Below are 15,323 nucleotides of genomic sequence, written 5' to 3' on the forward strand. Positions count from 1 at the left end.
CACTCAACAACAATGCCAACAGCTGATGTTGCAGCAAGCGCGGTCGGTCGGAGCGGCGTCGATTAAATCTTAATAAGTTATTCTATAGCAAAGGCAGGGTCAGTATTTCCGGCGCAGATATATTCGCGCCCTTTGGCCAGGGGGCATCATACCGATGGCGAATTTCCTTAAAAAGATTGTCGGCGAACTCGAAACGCCGCGCTCCAAGCGGCCATTCGGTTCGGGCTGGCTGTCCGGATCGATTGCTTTGCTTGCCGGGGTAACCGGCCTGCTGATGGTCATCGTGTTGCGCTACCCGTCGCTGACCTCGATGCCGGATCTGGCGCCTATCCATCAGATGCTGTTCTTCAAGCCGGTGCTCTATTTCGTGCTAATCTCCGGCTATATCCTGGCCATACTGAGCATGATGCTGCGCAGGGAAAAGACGCTCGGCGCGGCGGCGATGTTCACCGTGCTGCTGGCATCGCTGCTCGGCATGCTGCCGGTTCGTCATCAGCTGCAGATTGACGGCGTCTTCTTCGGCCTCGATTTCTTCATTCTGAACGCCCTTTTCATGGGCGTGCTGTTCGTTCCGCTCGAACGCATTCTCGCCCGCAACAAGGACCAGACGGTGTTCCGCGACGAATGGCGCGAAGACCTGTTTTACTATCTGGTCTCGTCGCTGCTGGTGCAGATATTGACCTACCTGACGCTCGCGCCGTCCAATCTGGTCAACGCGCAGGGCGGTCTTGGTTCGGTGCGCGCCTGGGTCCATGACCTGCCTTGGCTGGTGCAGTTGGTGGCGGTGATGTTCCTGACGGATCTTGCCCAATATTGGGTGCACAGGGCCTTCCACCGCATTCCGTTTCTGTGGAATTTTCATGCCGTGCATCATTCAGCCAAGTCGATGGACTGGATTGCCGGCGCGCGGATGCATTTCCTGGAAATCATCGTGCTGCGCAGCCTGACCGCCACGCCGATGTTCGTGCTGGGGTTCGATGAATCGGCGATCCAGACCTATATCCTGATCGTCTACGTCTATTCGTCGTTCATCCATTCCAACATCGGCACGAGTTTTGGCCCGGCCGAAAAATTGCTGGTGTCGCCGCGCTATCATCATTGGCATCACGGCCTCGAGAAAGAGGCGATCGACGTCAACTTCGCCATCCATTTCCCGCTGCTCGACCGGCTGTTCGGCACTTACCATCTGCCTGAGGGACGGTGGCCGAAGGGCTATGGCATTCACGGCCACCCCGTGCCGAAAGGATATTGGCGGCAATTCCTCTATCCCTTCCGGCGCGGCTGATTTGCAGGACATTTCGGGGTTCGGCTTCCCCGTTCCGGAATTTGGGTTATAGGAGCGCCCCGTGTACTGGGGGGCCTTCCATGGCGACAAGGGAGCGGGATGTTCGACGCCTACATTATCTGCGGCACGCCGAGAACCGGCAGCACTTTGCTGTGCAAGCTCCTGGCATCCACCGGGACTTCCGGCGATCCTCACTCATTCTATCGGCGGCAGGATGTGTCAGAGTGGGCGCAGGAGTGGAAACTGCCCGGTCGCGACACGATGGGCGCGCTTGAGTTCGACGCCGCCTATCTCGATGCGGCGATCACTGCGGGCAAGGGCGGGACGGATGTCTTCGGCCTGCGCCTGATGCGCGAGAACCTGGATGAGCTTTCGGCGATCCTCGACCAGATTTTCCCCGGGCTTGCGTCGGACACAGCGCGTTTCGAAAAGGCCTTTGGCCGTATCCTCTACATCCACCTGTCGCGTGAAAACAAGCTCTCGCAGGCTGTCTCCCTGATCAAGGCGGAGCAGACCGGTCTGTGGCACATCGCTCCCGATGGCTCGGAGATCGAAAGGGTCGCACCGCCGCAGGTGCCGCACTATGATTTCGGGCGGATCAAGGGTGAGCTGGCCGAGCTCGAAGCCCATGATGCGGCCTGGAACATCTGGTTCGCAGCGCAAGGCCTGACCCCGCTGCGCATTGGCTACGAGCATCTTTCCGCCGACCCGGCGGCGATCTTGCTGGGCATCTGCGAGGCCCTCGGCGTTCCGCCCCCGAATGCCGAAGATGTGCGGCCGGGCGTTGCAAAGCTCGCTGACGAGATAAGCCTCGACTGGAGGCGCCGCTATCGTCTGGACGCAGCCCGCTTGACGCAGTGAGGCGGGTCAGGCCGTCTTGGCAATCACCGTTTCGCTGAGCCATGGGCCAATCTTGGCGCCGAGGCGATCGGGCGAGACTGGCTTGGGCAGATAGTCGTCCATGCCGGCCTCGATGCACTTGTCGCGATCGCCCTTCAGCGCATGCGCGGTGACGCCGATGATCGGGATGTGGCCACCCGACGAGGCCTCGATCGCACGGATGGCGCGGGTTGCCTCGTAGCCGTTCATCTCCGGCATCGAGACGTCCATCAGGATCAGTTTCGGATGCAGCGACCGGTACATCTCGACCGCCGTGCGGCCATTGCCGGCGATGCGGTAGCTCAGGCCCAGCCCGTTGAGGATCTGGCCGAACACCAACTGGTTCACATCATTGTCCTCGGCGATGAGGATATCGATCGGGCCGTTTGGCGTGGCGGTCGATTCCGGTGCTGTCGCGACCGGTATTGCGGGACCACGGATGACGGTGAAGGCAGGCGGAGCCGGCTGCGGCATCGGCTGGACCGGCTCGCGAACGAAATGCGCCTTGCCGACTTGTGAGCGGGCCTTCTGGATGACCGAGATGACCGTGCCGAGCAGGACCGCCGAGCGCGCCGGCTTGGTCAGATGGGCTGATATGCCGAAGTCGATGATCATCTTGCCGAAATCGACCTGGTCGACCGAGGTCAGGATAACGATCGGGATGGCCGACAGCCGGCTGTCGGCGGCGATGGCCCGGGCGACATCGGCGCCGTTCATGCCAGGCATCTGGTAGTCGAGTATGATGCAGTCGACGCTGGCGCCCAACTGGCAGGCGCGATCAAGGAAGGCCAGCCCCATGGCGCCGCTTTCGGCGGCGGCGCAGTCGAAGCTCCAGCTCTTGAGCTGCTCGAGCAGGATCTCGCGGTTGACCGGATTGTCGTCGATGACCAGCACGCGCGCTCCGGTGACGTCGACCGGCACGATCGCATCGCGCGCCTCGGCATGGTGCACGGGCAGCGGCACTCCGAACCAGAAGACGGAGCCGCGCCCGATCTCGCTCTCGACACCGATCTTGCCGGCCATCAAATCGACGAGGCGGGCGGCGATGGCAAGCCCAAGGCCGGTGCCTTCGTGGCGGCGGGTCGAGGAGCCGTCGACCTGCGCGAATTTCTCGAACACGTTCTGCAATTTTTCGGCCGGAATGCCGATGCCGGTGTCTTCGACCCGCAGCTTGAGCTGGACGACGTCATTGACGGTTTCGCCGCCGACATCGATCAGCACATGGCCTTTCTCGGTGAACTTCACCGCATTGCCGACCAGATTGGTGACGATCTGCCGGAAGCGGCCGGCGTCGCCGACGACATGGGTCGGCAGGCGCGGATCGACACGTACGATCAGTTCGAGGTTCTTTTCGGCAACACGCGCCGAGACCAGCGTCGCCACATCCTCGACCGCTTCGGTGAGGCGGAAAGGGGCAGGGTCCAGAGTGAGTTGGCCGGCATTGATCTTGGAGAAATCGAGGATGTCGTTGATGATGGTGAGCAGCGCATTGCCGGATTTGACGATGACGTCGGTGAAGGTCTTCTGGCGTGGGGTCAAATCGGTCTTGGCCAAGAGTTCGGCCATGCCGAGGACGCCGTTCATCGGCGTGCGGATCTCGTGGCTCATATTGGCCAGGAATTCGGACTTGGCGCGGTCGGCGGCCTCGGCCTTGAACAGGGATTCGGCCGATTGGGCAAAGGCGCGGCGGATCGCCTGTTCCATCGGTCGGAAGACCCAGAAGGCGACGATGGCCAGCACAGCGAACAACAGGCCGCTCGCCCACAGCAGCAACCGGTCGCTGGAGGCGTCGGCCAGATGGCGCTCTTCGTCCATGGCGGTGCGGAAGCGAACCAGCATCGGCTGGACGAACAGGTCGTTCTGGTTGCGGATTTCCCGGTAGCTCCATTCATCGGCCTTATGCGCCACCGACATCAGGTTGAAATTGCGCACCATGTCATGCGCCGACCAGAACAGGTCGCCGTTGACCGAGGCGGTTTCGAGTTCGTTGATGGTCTTGGCCGAAAGGCGTGAGCGTATCGCGGCGAACTGGGCGGTCAGCGTGTCGATCTCGCCGGTCAGACGTTCGGAATGGTCGCGCGCCGAAGCGGTCAGCGCATCGCGCGTTTCGTTGCGCCAGGCGGAGCCGGTCGTCTCGGCAAAGCTGGTCGCGTTGCGCAGGTCGCGGGTGAAGACGACGAGGTTGCTGCTCAGCGCATCGATCTCATGACGGAAGGAATTGACGCGGTTGAGCGCAACCATGACGGCCGTGGAAGCCAGCGCGAAAATCAGCAATCCTGAAAGATAGCGAATCCGGACAAACCGGATGAAGGAAGAATATTCCGGCATGCGCAACCCCAACACATACGCATTATTTTAACGACCGGGATTACGCTTCATTTACATTAAGATTTCGTTCGCGCGACCACCGCGATTGCTCGTCCGTGAGGTGGCGCGGGAGGTCAGATCGATGCGGTGATGCCGCCGTCGACATACAGGATATGGCCGTTGACAAAGGACGAGGCATCGGAGGCCAGGAACACGCAGGCCCCGACCAGCTCTTCCACCTTGCCCCAGCGGCCGGCCGGCGTGCGCTTTTCGAGCCAGTCGCTGAAAGTCGGGTCGGCGACAAGGGCTGCGTTGAGCGGCGTGTCGAAATAGCCGGGCGCGATGGCGTTGCATTGCAGGCCATACCTGGCCCAGTCCGTCGCCATGCCCTTGGTCAGGTTGCCGACCGCGCCTTTCGTCGCTGTATAGGGCGCGATGCCGGGCGGGCGAGTGCGGTCTGGACGGAGGCTATGTTGATGATCTTGCCGCGGCCCCGTCGGATCATGTGGCGCGCCACCGCCTGGCCGACATGGAAGACGCTGGCGACATTGGTCTGCAACAGGCGCTCGAACGCGTCGGCGGGAAAATCCTCGAGCGGCGTGCGGAACTGCATGCCGGCATTGTTGACCAATATGTCGATCGGCCCACTGGTCAGCTCGAAATTGTCGATCGCGGAACGGACCGCGTCATGGTCGGTGGCGTCGAAGGCGAGCGTTTCCGCCGCGGGGATCTGTGCCGCCGCTGCGGCAAGCTTTGCCGCGTCGCGGCCATTGAGAACCACCGTGGCGCCGGCTTGCGCCAGGCCTTTGGCCAGGCCGAGCCCGATGCCTTGCGACGAGCCGGTTACGAGCGCCCGGCGCCCGCTGAGATCGAACAAGGTGGATGACATTTTACCGACGGCCTCTCGTTGCTGAACGCCATGAAGTGAAGCGAAATCGGGCAGGCACGCAAGGTGATACGCAAGCTGGTATACGACGAACTCGCCGAATATGCTGGTCGACTTGCTCGAGGAGTTCGCCTGCCATGAAGTCGATCGTCATCCATGCCGCCAGGGACCTGCGCATCGAGGACCGTCCGGTCGAGGAGCCGGGCACGGGCCAGGTGCTGTTGCGTCTCGCTACCGGCGGCATTTGCGGCAGCGACCTGCACTACTACAATCATGGCGGTTTCGGAACGGTGCGCCTGAAGGAGCCGATGATCCTCGGCCATGAGGTCTCCGGCCACATCGAGAAGGTTGGCTCCGGGGTCACTGGCCTGGAGCCTGGCCAGCTGGTCGCCGTCTCGCCATCGCGGCCTTGCTACAGCTGCCGCTATTGCCGCGAAGGCATGCACAATCAATGCCTCAACATGCGCTTCTATGGCAGCGCCATGCCGTTCCCGCACATCCAGGGCGCATTCCGCGAAATGCTGGTGGCGGATGCCCCGCAATGCGTACCGGCTGATGGTCTGACATCAGGCGAAGCGGCGATGGCCGAGCCTCTGGCAGTGTGCCTCCACGCCACAAGGCGGGTCGGCGAGATGCTGGGCAAGCGCGTGCTGGTGACTGGTTGCGGGCCGATCGGCCTGCTGTCGATCCTCTGCGCGCGACGCGCCGGTGCGGCCGAGATCGTCGCCGTCGACTTGACCGACTTCACCCTGTCGATGGCGCTGCGCGCCGGCGCCGACAAGGCGATCAACAGCCGGACCGACCCGCAGGGGCTGGCGCCCTATCTCGCCGACAAGGGGACGTTCGATATCCTCTATGAATGTTCGGGCGCGGCGGCGGCACTGGCGCAAGGCATTGCCGCGCTGCGTCCGCGCGGCACGATCGTCCAACTCGGTCTCGGCGGTGCCGAGATGGCGCTGCCGATGACGGCGATCACCACCAAGGAACTGACGCTCAACGGGTCGTTCCGCTTTCATCCGGAATTCGCTGTAGGGGTGGAATTGATGCGCAAGGGGCTGATCGACGTGAAGCCGCTGATCACCCACACAGTGGCACTGGATGGCGCCCTGACCGGCTTCGACCTCGCCAATAACCGCAGCCAGGCGATGAAGGTGCAGATCGCCTTCGCGTGAGGGCTGTCCAGTCCCGCTTGGCCTGAAACCGATGCTTGGACCGGCCAGTTTTGGCTGTCAGCTCTTCCGCGCGGCGACGAAGGTCGCAGCTTCCTTCATCAGGGCCGCCTTGTCGCCAAAGGGCTCAAGCAGCGCGTGCGCCTGGTCAACAAGGCCTTGCAACTGGCTGCGCGCCCAGTTCGCGCCGTGCAGCGCCACCAGCGTTCCCTTGCCGGCGGCGGCGTCCTTGCCGGTCGCCTTGCCCATCTGGCCGGCGTCCGCTGTCAGGTCGAGCAGGTCGTCGGCAAGCTGGAAGGCAAGGCCGATCGCGGAGCCGAATTCGGCCAGTCTTTCGCGGTCCTCGGCCGGAGCGCCGGCAATGATGGCGCCCGCCTCGCAAGCGAAGCGGATCAGTGCGCCGGTCTTCATCGCCTGCAGCCTTATGATGCCGGACTCATCCGGCGGCGTCTGTTCGGCTTCGAGGTCGAGCTTCTGGCCGCCGACCATGCCGCCGGCGCCGGCAGCCCGGGCAAGCGCCAGCACCAGAGCAGCCCGCCGCTCCGCCGGCAGCACGGTCGCCTCATCGGCGATGATGTCGAAGGCCAGCGTCAGCAAGGCGTCGCCGGCCAGGATGGCGGTTGCCTCGTCGAAGGCCTTGTGCACCGTCGGCTGGCCGCGGCGCAGATCATCGTCGTCCATCGCCGGCAAATCGTCGTGGATCAACGAATAGCAATGCACGCATTCGAGTGCGGCGGCGACGCGCTGCGCGGCCTCGCCATCGGCGGAAAACAAGGCCGCACTTTCCATGACCAGGAAGGGGCGAAGGCGCTTGCCGCCGTTCAGCACGCCGTGGCGCATCGCCGCCATCAGCCGCTCGGGCCGCGCGATCTCGCCCGAAAGCGGGCGGTCGTCGAGCAACCGCCGCAGCAGCACCTCGACGGCGGCCGCCCGCCGGATGAGCGCCATTTCGAACGCCATTTCGTCGTCATTCGTCATGGCCGGGAGCGGTAGCCGACACTCAGACGTTGCGCAAGAAGGCAAGCGCCATTATGCCGGAGCAGGCAGATGTACGGGTTGGGCGGCTTGGCGGAACCGATCGTCGATCATGAAACCGAAAAGCTGGACATGGCGACGAGATCGCGCGGCTTGAACCGCCGCAGTCTCAGGCGCTGGGTCCGGCGCTGCATTGTCGTGGCCGCCGTGCTGGCGTTGATCCCGACAGTGCTGACCTTTCTTTACCTGCCGTCCTTCGTGCATCCGGTGTCGACGCTGATGCTGAAGGACCTGGCGACATTCTCCGGCTATGACCGGCGCTGGGTATCGATCGACGATGTCGCGCCGGTGCTCGCCCATTCGGTCATCATGTCGGAGGATGGACAATTCTGCTTCCATCGCGGCGTCGATCTCGGTGAACTGCGCGGCGTCGTCGACGATGCGCTGGCCGGCGAGGCGACGCGCGGTGCCTCGACCATCACCATGCAGACGGTGAAAAACCTTTTTCTCTGGTCACGGCCGCTGGGGACCGTGCGCAAGGTTGTCGAACTGCCGCTGGCGGTCTATTTCGACGCGGTGATGTCGAAACGCCGCATCATGGAAATCTATCTCAACATCGCCGAATGGGGTCCGGGCATCTATGGCATCGAGGCGGCGGCGCAGCACCATTTCGGCATTTCGGCTAAGCAACTGTCGCGCCGGCAGGCGGCACTTCTTGCCGTTACCTTGCCCAATCCGATCGCCCGCAACCCGGCAAAACCCGGCCCAGGGCTGAGACGGCTCGCCAATCTGATCGAGCGGCGTGCCGGCCGTTCCGGTGCCTATGTCGGCTGTCTCGAATAGCCAACTCAAAAAAGTTCGTGGTAGCGCTGGCCAAAACGGCACAGGGCGTGTATAGGCACCCGACTTTCTCAGATTTAGGCCCCGACATGGCCCTTTCACGAGGGCGGGCGGGGCTTTTGACCATGTAGTGGAGCATATCCATGGCCGTTCCGAAACGCAAAACCTCTCCGTCCAAGCGCGGCATGCGCCGCTCGGCCGACGCCCTCAAGGCCCCGACCTATGTCGAGGACAAGAATTCCGGCGAAATGCGCCGCCCGCACCACATCGACCTGAAGACCGGCATGTATCGCGGTCGCCAGGTGCTGACCCCCAAGGAAAGCTGAGACCAGCTTTTTCCCTGGGTTTGAGTTACAGAAAGACCGGCCTCTGGCCGGTCTTTTTGCGTTTGGCAGTCAGAGATCGACCACGCCGGCCAAATGCCGAGCCGAAGCCATGTCAGCCGGGCAAGCCGGCTGACATGGTTTGTTGCATCCGGTCTTCGACCGTGTTGGCGGCTTTTTACGAAAAATCTTGACGGCGTGGCTGTGGCGCATTCTACAGGAGGTGCCCCCATATGGAGACGCCAGATGTTCGGTGCCGTCCCGCTTTTGATCGTGCCTTTCATTCTCTACAATCTCGGCCTGCTCGGAATTTTCGGCGGCGGTGACGATCCGTGGGCGAGCGAGATCTTCTCGTTCCGCATGATGTCGGGCGGGGTGTTCTCGATGACGCTCGGCGACCTGATGATCCTGATCGGGCTGATCTTCCTGTTCCTCGAAATGGTGAAGTCGGCGCGCACGACCAGCGCCTCGATCATGGACCATCTCCTGTCGACGCTGGTCTTCGTCGCTTTCCTGGTCGAGTTCCTGCTGGTCAAGGGCGCGGCGCACTCGATCTTCTTCACGCTGATGATCATCGCGCTGTTCGATGTGCTGGCCGGGTTCGCGGTGTCGATGCGGTCGGCGAGCCGGGACATCAACGTCAACTAGACTATGGGCTCAGCCCGGATCGGCGGTGAAGCCGGCGGCCTCGATGCCGGCGATGGCCGCTGCCTCGTCATTGTCCGACGTGTCGCCTGATATGCCGACGGCGCCGATGACGGCGCCGGCCTTGTCGCGGATTAGCACGCCGCCGACCACCGGCAGCACGCGTCCGCCCGATACGTCGGAAATACCGGCGACCAGATGCGGACGCTCCTTGGCGAAGGCCTCGACCTTGCGCGAGCCCATGCCGATGGCCAGCGCGCCATAGGCCTTGCCCGCCGACATTTGCGGGCGCAGGAACGAGGCGCCGTCCTGGCGCTGAAAGGCGACCAGATGGCCGCCAGCGTCAAGCACCGAGACGCCCAGCGGCTTGAGCTTGAGATCGGCGCCCTTGGCGAAGGCGGCATCGATGATTTGCCTGGCTTTTTCGAGCGGCAGTGCGGTCATGGCAATCTCCTGTTGAAAGAGGCAATCATCGGCGGCCGGCCGGCCGAAGCAATCCCGGTTTCGGTTGAAATTGCTTCTCGCAAAGCCGTGAGACGAAGGGCGGCTGTCTGGATGGCGCCGTCGAACGGCGACAGGCGAGCAGCTCGGGTTACCGGAGAGCGGCGCGCTTACTTCTTCTTTGCGCGGGCAGGCTTCTTGGCGGGCACTGACGGCGCGTTGGCGAGGTCGTCGGCTTCCTTGGCGAGGCGGAGCGCCCGCAGCTTGTCGGTCTTGGCCTTGCGGGCGTCGCTCTCGGCGGCATATTCCGCCATTGCCTTCTGGCGGACGGTCGCCGCCTCTTCCTGTTTCTTGAAGCGCAAATCTGCGCGCGCGCGGGCAGCATCCCGAGAGTTCTCAACCAAGACCTTATCCAATCCCGTGAATTGTGGTTTCCGTTTCTTCTAGCAGAGCCGGCCTCCCAGCGGGAAAAATAGTTGGTCAGGCGGCCGGGCTGGCGCTGAGAGCCTTGCTGGCGACCACGGCTTCATAGGCGGCCCGCAGGGTCGCGCGGACAGAAGGACCGGACGTCGTATCGAGCGGTGTACCCAGATGCTCATGGCGCAATTCGTCCATGAATTTCTCCCACATCGGCGGCCCGCCCTTTTCCAGAAGCTCGGCGCGGATCGAGAGTTCCTCGCTGGTCGGCAGCCAGACCCGGCCCCAGGCGCCGAGATGGGCCAGGATTGGCACCAGAGTGATGGCCATCTCGGTCAGGCTGTAGATAGCCTTCTGCTTGTGTGAGGGATCGTCGGCCTTGGTCAGCATGCCCAACTCCATCAGCCGTTTCAGCCGGTCGGCAAGGATGTTGGAGGCAATGCCTTCCATCGATCCGTTGAGTAACTCACGGAAATGCCGCCTGCCGCCGAAAATCATGTCGCGCAGGATGATCAGGCTCCAGCGGTCGCCGAACACTTCCAACGACAGGTTGATCGGACAGCCGGATCGGCGATCGAGGCTCATTCGATTCTCTCCACACAAAACCAGTTGCATTATCGTATCAGTTTTATTATGGTGCAACCGATTGCAAAATGCAATCAGTTAAGGAGACACTACAATGACCGCGATCAATCGCCCCGAGATCATATCCGAAACCTTCGGCGACCCGGAAAATCCCCCGCTGCTGCTGATCATGGGCGCGATGGCCTCGATGCTGTGGTGGCCGGAGGCATTTTGCCGGGAGCTGGCGGATGCCGGCCTGTACGTGATCCGCTACGACAATCGCGATACCGGCCACTCGACCAAATATCCGCCGGGCGTGCCGCCCTATACATTCGACGACATGGCGGACGATGCAATCGGTGTGCTCGACAGCCACGGCATCGGCAAGGCGCATGTTGCCAGCATGTCGATGGGTGGGATGATAGCGCAACTCGTGGCGCTCAAGCATCCTTCCCGCGTCGCGTCGCTGACCGTGATCAGCAGTTCACCGGTGGGAATGGACACCTCGCATCTGCCGCAGACGACCGACGCCTATATCGAACATTCGTCCGCGGGTGGTGATGTCGACTGGTCGGACCGCCGCCAGGTGATCGACTTCATGGTCAGGGATGCCAGGGCGATCGCCAGCACCGCACATCCGTTCGACGAGGCCGGGATGAGAGCCTTCATCGAACAGGATTACGACCGCTCCGGTGGATTCCTGAGCGCAACCAATCATTTTTCGCTCAAGGGCGGTGACGCATGGAAGGGCCGCTTGCCGGAGATGGCGGCGCCGCTGCTGGTCGTCCATGGCACATCAGATCCGATCTTTCCGGTCGAACACGGCGAGATGCTGGCCAAGACGGTCGCCGGCGCGAAACTGCTTCGCGTCGAGGGCGGCGGCCACGAACTGCATCCGCAAGACTGGCCGGCGCTGGAAGCCGCCATCGTCGCGCATATCAGGTCCAATTAGGACCTCGCCGGTCGGCCTTGACGGACAAGGCCTATCGCAATAGTTAAGTAAATGCTTCAGTGTTGACTTTGGCGACGCACAGCACCCGCCCATCGATGAACCAGAAACAGACGAGCACAGAATGTCCCTGACGCTGCATTTCCATCCGCTGGCCTCCTTCTGCTGGAAGCCGCTGATCGCGCTCTACGAGAACGCCACGGCCTTCAACCCGGTCATTGTCGACCTTGGCGACGAGCAATCGCGGGCGGCCTTCCTGAAGATTTCGCCGACCGGCAAGATGCCGGCGCTGCGCGACCATGCGCGCGACCGCACGGTGCTGGAATCGACCATCGTCGTCGAATATCTGGCCGCGCACTATCCGGGGCCGGTCGACCTCGTCCCCGCCGGCGTCGATCTGGCACTGGCGGTCCGCCAGGCGGATCGCTTCTATGATTTCTATGTGCAGGAGCCGATGCAGAAGATCGTCGGCGACCGGCTGCGGCCGCTCGACAAGACCGATCCGTTCGGCGTCGAGCAGGCGCGCGGCCAGCTGCGCGCCTCCTACGCCATCATCGAACAGGAGATGCAGTCGAGGAGCTGGGCGGTGGGCGACGCCTTCACCATGGCCGATTGCGCGGCATCGCCCGCGCTCTTCTATGCCAACAAGGTCGAGCCGTTCGGCGACAAATATCCAGCCGTGAAACGCTATCACGACCGGCTGCTGCAGCGCCCTGCCTTCGCCAGGGTGATCGAGGAGGCGCAGCCCTACTTCAAGTTCTTCCCCTACAATAATGGCTGACCGCGATGCTGCACGATCCCGCCCAGCTCGACCTGATGTTCCAGGCGCTTGCCGATCCGGCGCGGCGGCAGATGGTCGACCGGCTGTCGCGCGGCCCCGCCTCGGTCAGCCAACTGGCCGAGCCGCTGGCGATGTCGCTGTCGGCCGTCGTCCAGCATCTCAACGTGCTGGAGGCGAGCGGCCTGGTGCGCTCGGAAAAACTGGGGCGCGTGCGCACCTGCCAGATCGAGCCGAAAGCGCTGAGAGCGGCCGAACACTGGATCAACGAGCGGCGTCTCGTCTGGGAGCGCCGGCTGGACCGGCTCGGCGATTTTCTCACCGAGAGAGAATGAGCGGAACAACAGGGAGAACGACCATGGCTGCCAAAAACAGGGCGCAGTTGATCCGCCGCTATTTTGCCGCCTATCAGGCAAACGAGCGCGGTGTTGCCAAGACGATGCTGACGGACGACTTCACGTTCACCAGTCCCTATGACGATGCCATCGACCGCGCGGCCTATTTCGCGCGCTGCTGGCCGGACAGTCCCGCTTTCAAGTCGATCACCATCGAGCGGATCTGCGAAGACGGGGATGCCGCTTTTGTTCTCTGCCGGTGTGAAACGGTAGATGGAAAGACCTTCCGCAACACGGAGCTGCACGCGTTTCGCGACGACCGCCTGCACAGCGTCGAGGTCTATTTCGGCGCTGCATATCGCGGCGGTGTCTTCATCCCACAGAACCAATCAAGCTGACCAACGAGGACCCAATCGATGACCGAACGATCCGTCGTCCACTCCACCTTTGTCGTCGAGCGGAGCTATCCTGTGGCGCCGGCGAAAGTCTTTTCAGCGTTCAGCAGACCAGATGCCAAGCGGCGCTGGTTCGTCGATCCCCACGACCCGATGCCCAGCCGACACGAAATGGACTTCCGCGTCGGTGGCAAGGAGGTCAATGCCGGATGCCCGAGCGATGGGCAGATGCATTTCTTCAACGCGGTCTATCAGGACATCGTGCCGGACCAGCGCATCGTCTACAGCTATGAGCTGCTGTTTGGTGAAACCCGCGTCTCTGTGTCGCTGGCGACGATCGAGCTTGTGGCGGAAGCAGGGGGCACGCGGCTGGTGATGACGGAACAGGGCGCCTTCCTCGACGGCCACGACACCCCGGCCACGCGTGAGCATGGAACGGGTGAACTGCTCGATGCGCTCGGCGCCTTCCTGAAAGTACAAGCCTGATCATCGTGGCGGTGTTGATGATAAATGGCTGACGTTTCAGGCTTCCCAGAACTGATCGAGCCAGATGTTGAGTTTCAGGAAGCCGGCATTGCTTACCGTATAAACGCGCCGTGTGCCTTCAGCCTTGGCGTTGACCAATCCGGCGTCGAGCAACACTTTCAGATGCTGTGAAACGGCCGGGCGTGAGACTGGCAACCCGGCGGCCAACTCGTTGACGGTCTTCGGACCGCGTCGAAGTTCTTCCAGAAGGTGGCGCCGATTGGGGTCGGCGATCGCCATGAAGGCGTCGGAAAACATCATGCCTCATTTGTGAGGCAAAGTTTTTCGAATCTCAACTGTCTGCTTCTGCTTTTCTTCTTGGGTCAAGCCGCAATGCTTCGGGGGTCACGGAGCGGTCGGCCGGTTGCGTCTTGAAGGCGTCGCGATCGCCGATCGGCACCGGAGCGCGGCGGCTGATGCGCAGCAGCGTGTAGGCGGCCAATGACAGATGCGCGAAGGCAGTTGCCAAGAACAGGCCCTCCGGGCGCATCCAGCCCATCAGCGCCGCCGCCAGCAAAGGCCCGATCATGGTGCCGAAGCCGTAAAGCAGCAGCAGTCCGCCCGACACCTTGACGAAATCCTCCGACCGCGCGTGGTCGTTGGCATGCGCCACGGCGATCGAATAGAGCGTGTAGGCGAAAGCGCCATAGGCGGCGGTCAAGACGATGACGAAGACGGCTGAGCGCGGTTCGAACAGGAAGATCAAGAGCGCTACCAACGCCCCGCCGAAGGCGGCACCGGCCAGCACGAAACGCCGATCTGTCTTGTCGGAGAGACGCCCGGCCGGCAGCTGCATGGCGGCACCGGCGACGACGACAAGGCTCATCATCAAGGCGATCTCGGCGGTAGAAATGCCGATGCGGGCGCCATAGACCGCGCCAAGCGTTCCCCAGGCACCGTTGGCGATACCGACCAACAGGCAAGCGACTGCCGACACCGGGGAGTTGGCGTAGAGCCCCTTGACGTCGAGCTTGACGTCCTGCAGCGGCTTGGGGAGTGATGCCGAAGAAACGGCGGTCGGGATCAGCGACAGGCAAAACAGGATGCCGGTGATCATGAACAGCGATGCCGATTTCACGTCGCCGCCGGCGACGATCATCTGTCCGCCCATGATCGAGGCATAGGTGACCATCATATAGAGGCCGAACACGGTGCCGCGGTTCTCGTTGGTGGCTTTCTCGTTCAGCCAGCTTTCGATGACCATGAAGGCGCCGGCCATGGTGAAGCCGGTGAAGGCGCGCAGCAGGATCCAGACATATTCATCGATGATCAGCCCGGTGAGCAGCGCCACGATGGCGCCGGACGCGGCGAAGGCGCCGAAAGCCCGCACATGCCCGGCGCGGCGCACAAGGCGCGGCGCGAAGAAGCAGCCGGTGACGAAGCCGCCAGCCCAGGCCGTACCCATCAGGCCGAGCGACGCGGTCGAGAAGCCCTCGAGCTGGCCGCGCAGCGGCAACAGCAGTCCGTGCAGCCCCGATGCCGCCAGCAGGAAGGCAGTGCCGCGAAGCAGGGAGAGGATCGGTCTGTAAGATGCGAGCATTTTTTGATCCGGCTGGACTCTGGGAGGGACGCAAGGTCTGAAGACAGTCGCATTCCGGCTTTTCAGCGGC

General features: G+C 62.8%; 18 protein-coding genes and 1 pseudogene. 11 read left to right on the top strand and 8 right to left on the bottom strand.

Features of this window, described 5'->3' with window-relative positions; all coding sequences use genetic code 11:
• Positions 1–154 precede the first annotated feature (154 nt).
• Entirely contained in the window at positions 155–1,285 is a 1,131-nt protein-coding gene (locus tag AC0V7N_RS08510; RefSeq protein ID WP_475456428.1) for a sterol desaturase family protein, read from the top strand.
• A 99-nt stretch (positions 1,286–1,384) separates the two neighbouring features.
• The gene (locus tag AC0V7N_RS08515) at positions 1,385–2,146 is read left to right on the top strand and encodes a Stf0 family sulfotransferase (RefSeq protein WP_475456430.1); all 762 of its coding nucleotides are present in this window, start codon (positions 1,385–1,387) and stop codon (positions 2,144–2,146) included.
• A 6-nt stretch (positions 2,147–2,152) separates the two neighbouring features.
• Here the strand turns inward: AC0V7N_RS08515 and AC0V7N_RS08520 are convergent, their stop codons facing one another.
• Together AC0V7N_RS08520 and AC0V7N_RS08525 are read right to left on the bottom strand one after the other, a co-directional pair.
• Positions 2,153–4,492: a response regulator gene (locus AC0V7N_RS08520; protein ID WP_496627791.1), complete on the bottom strand. Its 2,340-nt coding sequence runs from the start codon at positions 4,490–4,492 to the stop codon at positions 2,153–2,155.
• A 113-nt stretch (positions 4,493–4,605) separates the two neighbouring features.
• Positions 4,606–5,360: pseudogene (locus tag AC0V7N_RS08525) on the bottom strand (SDR family oxidoreductase).
• A gap of 134 nt (positions 5,361–5,494) precedes the next feature.
• On the opposite strand from AC0V7N_RS08525, the gene AC0V7N_RS08530 reads away from it, so the two are divergent.
• Entirely contained in the window at positions 5,495–6,529 is a 1,035-nt protein-coding gene (locus AC0V7N_RS08530) for an L-idonate 5-dehydrogenase (RefSeq protein WP_475456434.1), read from the top strand.
• A 57-nt stretch (positions 6,530–6,586) separates the two neighbouring features.
• Here the strand turns inward: AC0V7N_RS08530 and AC0V7N_RS08535 are convergent, their stop codons facing one another.
• Positions 6,587–7,504, bottom strand: a complete 918-nt coding sequence (locus tag AC0V7N_RS08535; RefSeq protein ID WP_475456436.1) for a polyprenyl synthetase family protein — start codon at positions 7,502–7,504, stop codon at positions 6,587–6,589.
• Positions 7,505–7,582: 78 nt separating this feature from the next.
• Here AC0V7N_RS08535 and AC0V7N_RS08540 point away from each other — a divergent pair, with 78 nt between their 5' ends.
• The 3 genes from AC0V7N_RS08540 to AC0V7N_RS08550 all read left to right on the top strand — a co-directional run bounded on the left by AC0V7N_RS08540 (position 7,583) and on the right by AC0V7N_RS08550 (position 9,312).
• On the top strand, positions 7,583–8,344 hold the full coding sequence (locus AC0V7N_RS08540) for a biosynthetic peptidoglycan transglycosylase (RefSeq protein WP_475460247.1): 762 nt from the start codon (positions 7,583–7,585) through the stop codon (positions 8,342–8,344).
• 140 nt (positions 8,345–8,484) lie between these two features.
• Positions 8,485–8,667, top strand: a complete 183-nt coding sequence (gene rpmF / locus AC0V7N_RS08545) for a 50S ribosomal protein L32 (protein WP_008834724.1) — start codon at positions 8,485–8,487, stop codon at positions 8,665–8,667.
• Between the two features lie 243 nt (positions 8,668–8,910).
• Positions 8,911–9,312, top strand: a complete 402-nt coding sequence (locus tag AC0V7N_RS08550) for a hypothetical protein (RefSeq protein ID WP_095201239.1) — start codon at positions 8,911–8,913, stop codon at positions 9,310–9,312.
• Positions 9,313–9,321: 9 nt separating this feature from the next.
• Here AC0V7N_RS08550 and AC0V7N_RS08555 read toward each other — a convergent pair whose 3' ends face one another.
• From AC0V7N_RS08555 to AC0V7N_RS08565, 3 genes are all read right to left on the bottom strand, one after another.
• Entirely contained in the window at positions 9,322–9,753 is a 432-nt protein-coding gene (locus AC0V7N_RS08555) for a GlcG/HbpS family heme-binding protein (protein ID WP_027053935.1), read from the bottom strand.
• A 167-nt stretch (positions 9,754–9,920) separates the two neighbouring features.
• Positions 9,921–10,154: a hypothetical protein gene (locus AC0V7N_RS08560; protein ID WP_475456438.1), complete on the bottom strand. Its 234-nt coding sequence runs from the start codon at positions 10,152–10,154 to the stop codon at positions 9,921–9,923.
• A gap of 76 nt (positions 10,155–10,230) precedes the next feature.
• Positions 10,231–10,752 carry a winged helix-turn-helix transcriptional regulator gene (locus AC0V7N_RS08565; RefSeq protein WP_475456440.1) on the bottom strand — a complete coding sequence of 174 codons (522 nt, stop codon included), beginning with the start codon at positions 10,750–10,752 and terminating at the stop codon, positions 10,231–10,233.
• A gap of 94 nt (positions 10,753–10,846) precedes the next feature.
• Between AC0V7N_RS08565 and AC0V7N_RS08570 the strand changes: the two genes are divergently transcribed.
• The 5 genes from AC0V7N_RS08570 (at position 10,847) to AC0V7N_RS08590 (ending at position 13,674) form a co-directional block, all read left to right on the top strand.
• Positions 10,847–11,683 (top strand): alpha/beta fold hydrolase, encoded by an 837-nt coding sequence (locus tag AC0V7N_RS08570; protein WP_475456442.1) that lies wholly within the window; start codon positions 10,847–10,849, stop codon positions 11,681–11,683.
• Positions 11,684–11,804: 121 nt separating this feature from the next.
• Entirely contained in the window at positions 11,805–12,461 is a 657-nt protein-coding gene (locus AC0V7N_RS08575; protein WP_475456444.1) for a glutathione S-transferase family protein, read from the top strand.
• A 5-nt stretch (positions 12,462–12,466) separates the two neighbouring features.
• Complete coding sequence (locus AC0V7N_RS08580; RefSeq protein ID WP_475456446.1) at positions 12,467–12,793, top strand: ArsR/SmtB family transcription factor; 327 nt, start codon at positions 12,467–12,469, stop codon at positions 12,791–12,793.
• A 23-nt stretch (positions 12,794–12,816) separates the two neighbouring features.
• Positions 12,817–13,191: a nuclear transport factor 2 family protein gene (locus AC0V7N_RS08585; protein WP_475456448.1), complete on the top strand. Its 375-nt coding sequence runs from the start codon at positions 12,817–12,819 to the stop codon at positions 13,189–13,191.
• A gap of 18 nt (positions 13,192–13,209) precedes the next feature.
• Positions 13,210–13,674, top strand: a complete 465-nt coding sequence (locus AC0V7N_RS08590; protein WP_475456450.1) for an SRPBCC family protein — start codon at positions 13,210–13,212, stop codon at positions 13,672–13,674.
• Positions 13,675–13,710: 36 nt separating this feature from the next.
• Here the strand turns inward: AC0V7N_RS08590 and AC0V7N_RS08595 are convergent, their stop codons facing one another.
• Both AC0V7N_RS08595 and AC0V7N_RS08600 read right to left on the bottom strand, forming a co-directional pair.
• A complete protein-coding gene (locus tag AC0V7N_RS08595; RefSeq protein WP_027031521.1) occupies positions 13,711–13,974 on the bottom strand; it encodes an ArsR/SmtB family transcription factor in 264 nt (87 codons plus the stop codon).
• 31 nt (positions 13,975–14,005) lie between these two features.
• On the bottom strand, positions 14,006–15,253 hold the full coding sequence (locus AC0V7N_RS08600; RefSeq protein WP_475456452.1) for an MFS transporter: 1,248 nt from the start codon (positions 15,251–15,253) through the stop codon (positions 14,006–14,008).
• Between the last annotated feature and the right edge of the window lie 70 nt (positions 15,254–15,323).

Source organism: Mesorhizobium kamtschaticum (assembly GCF_056174585.1).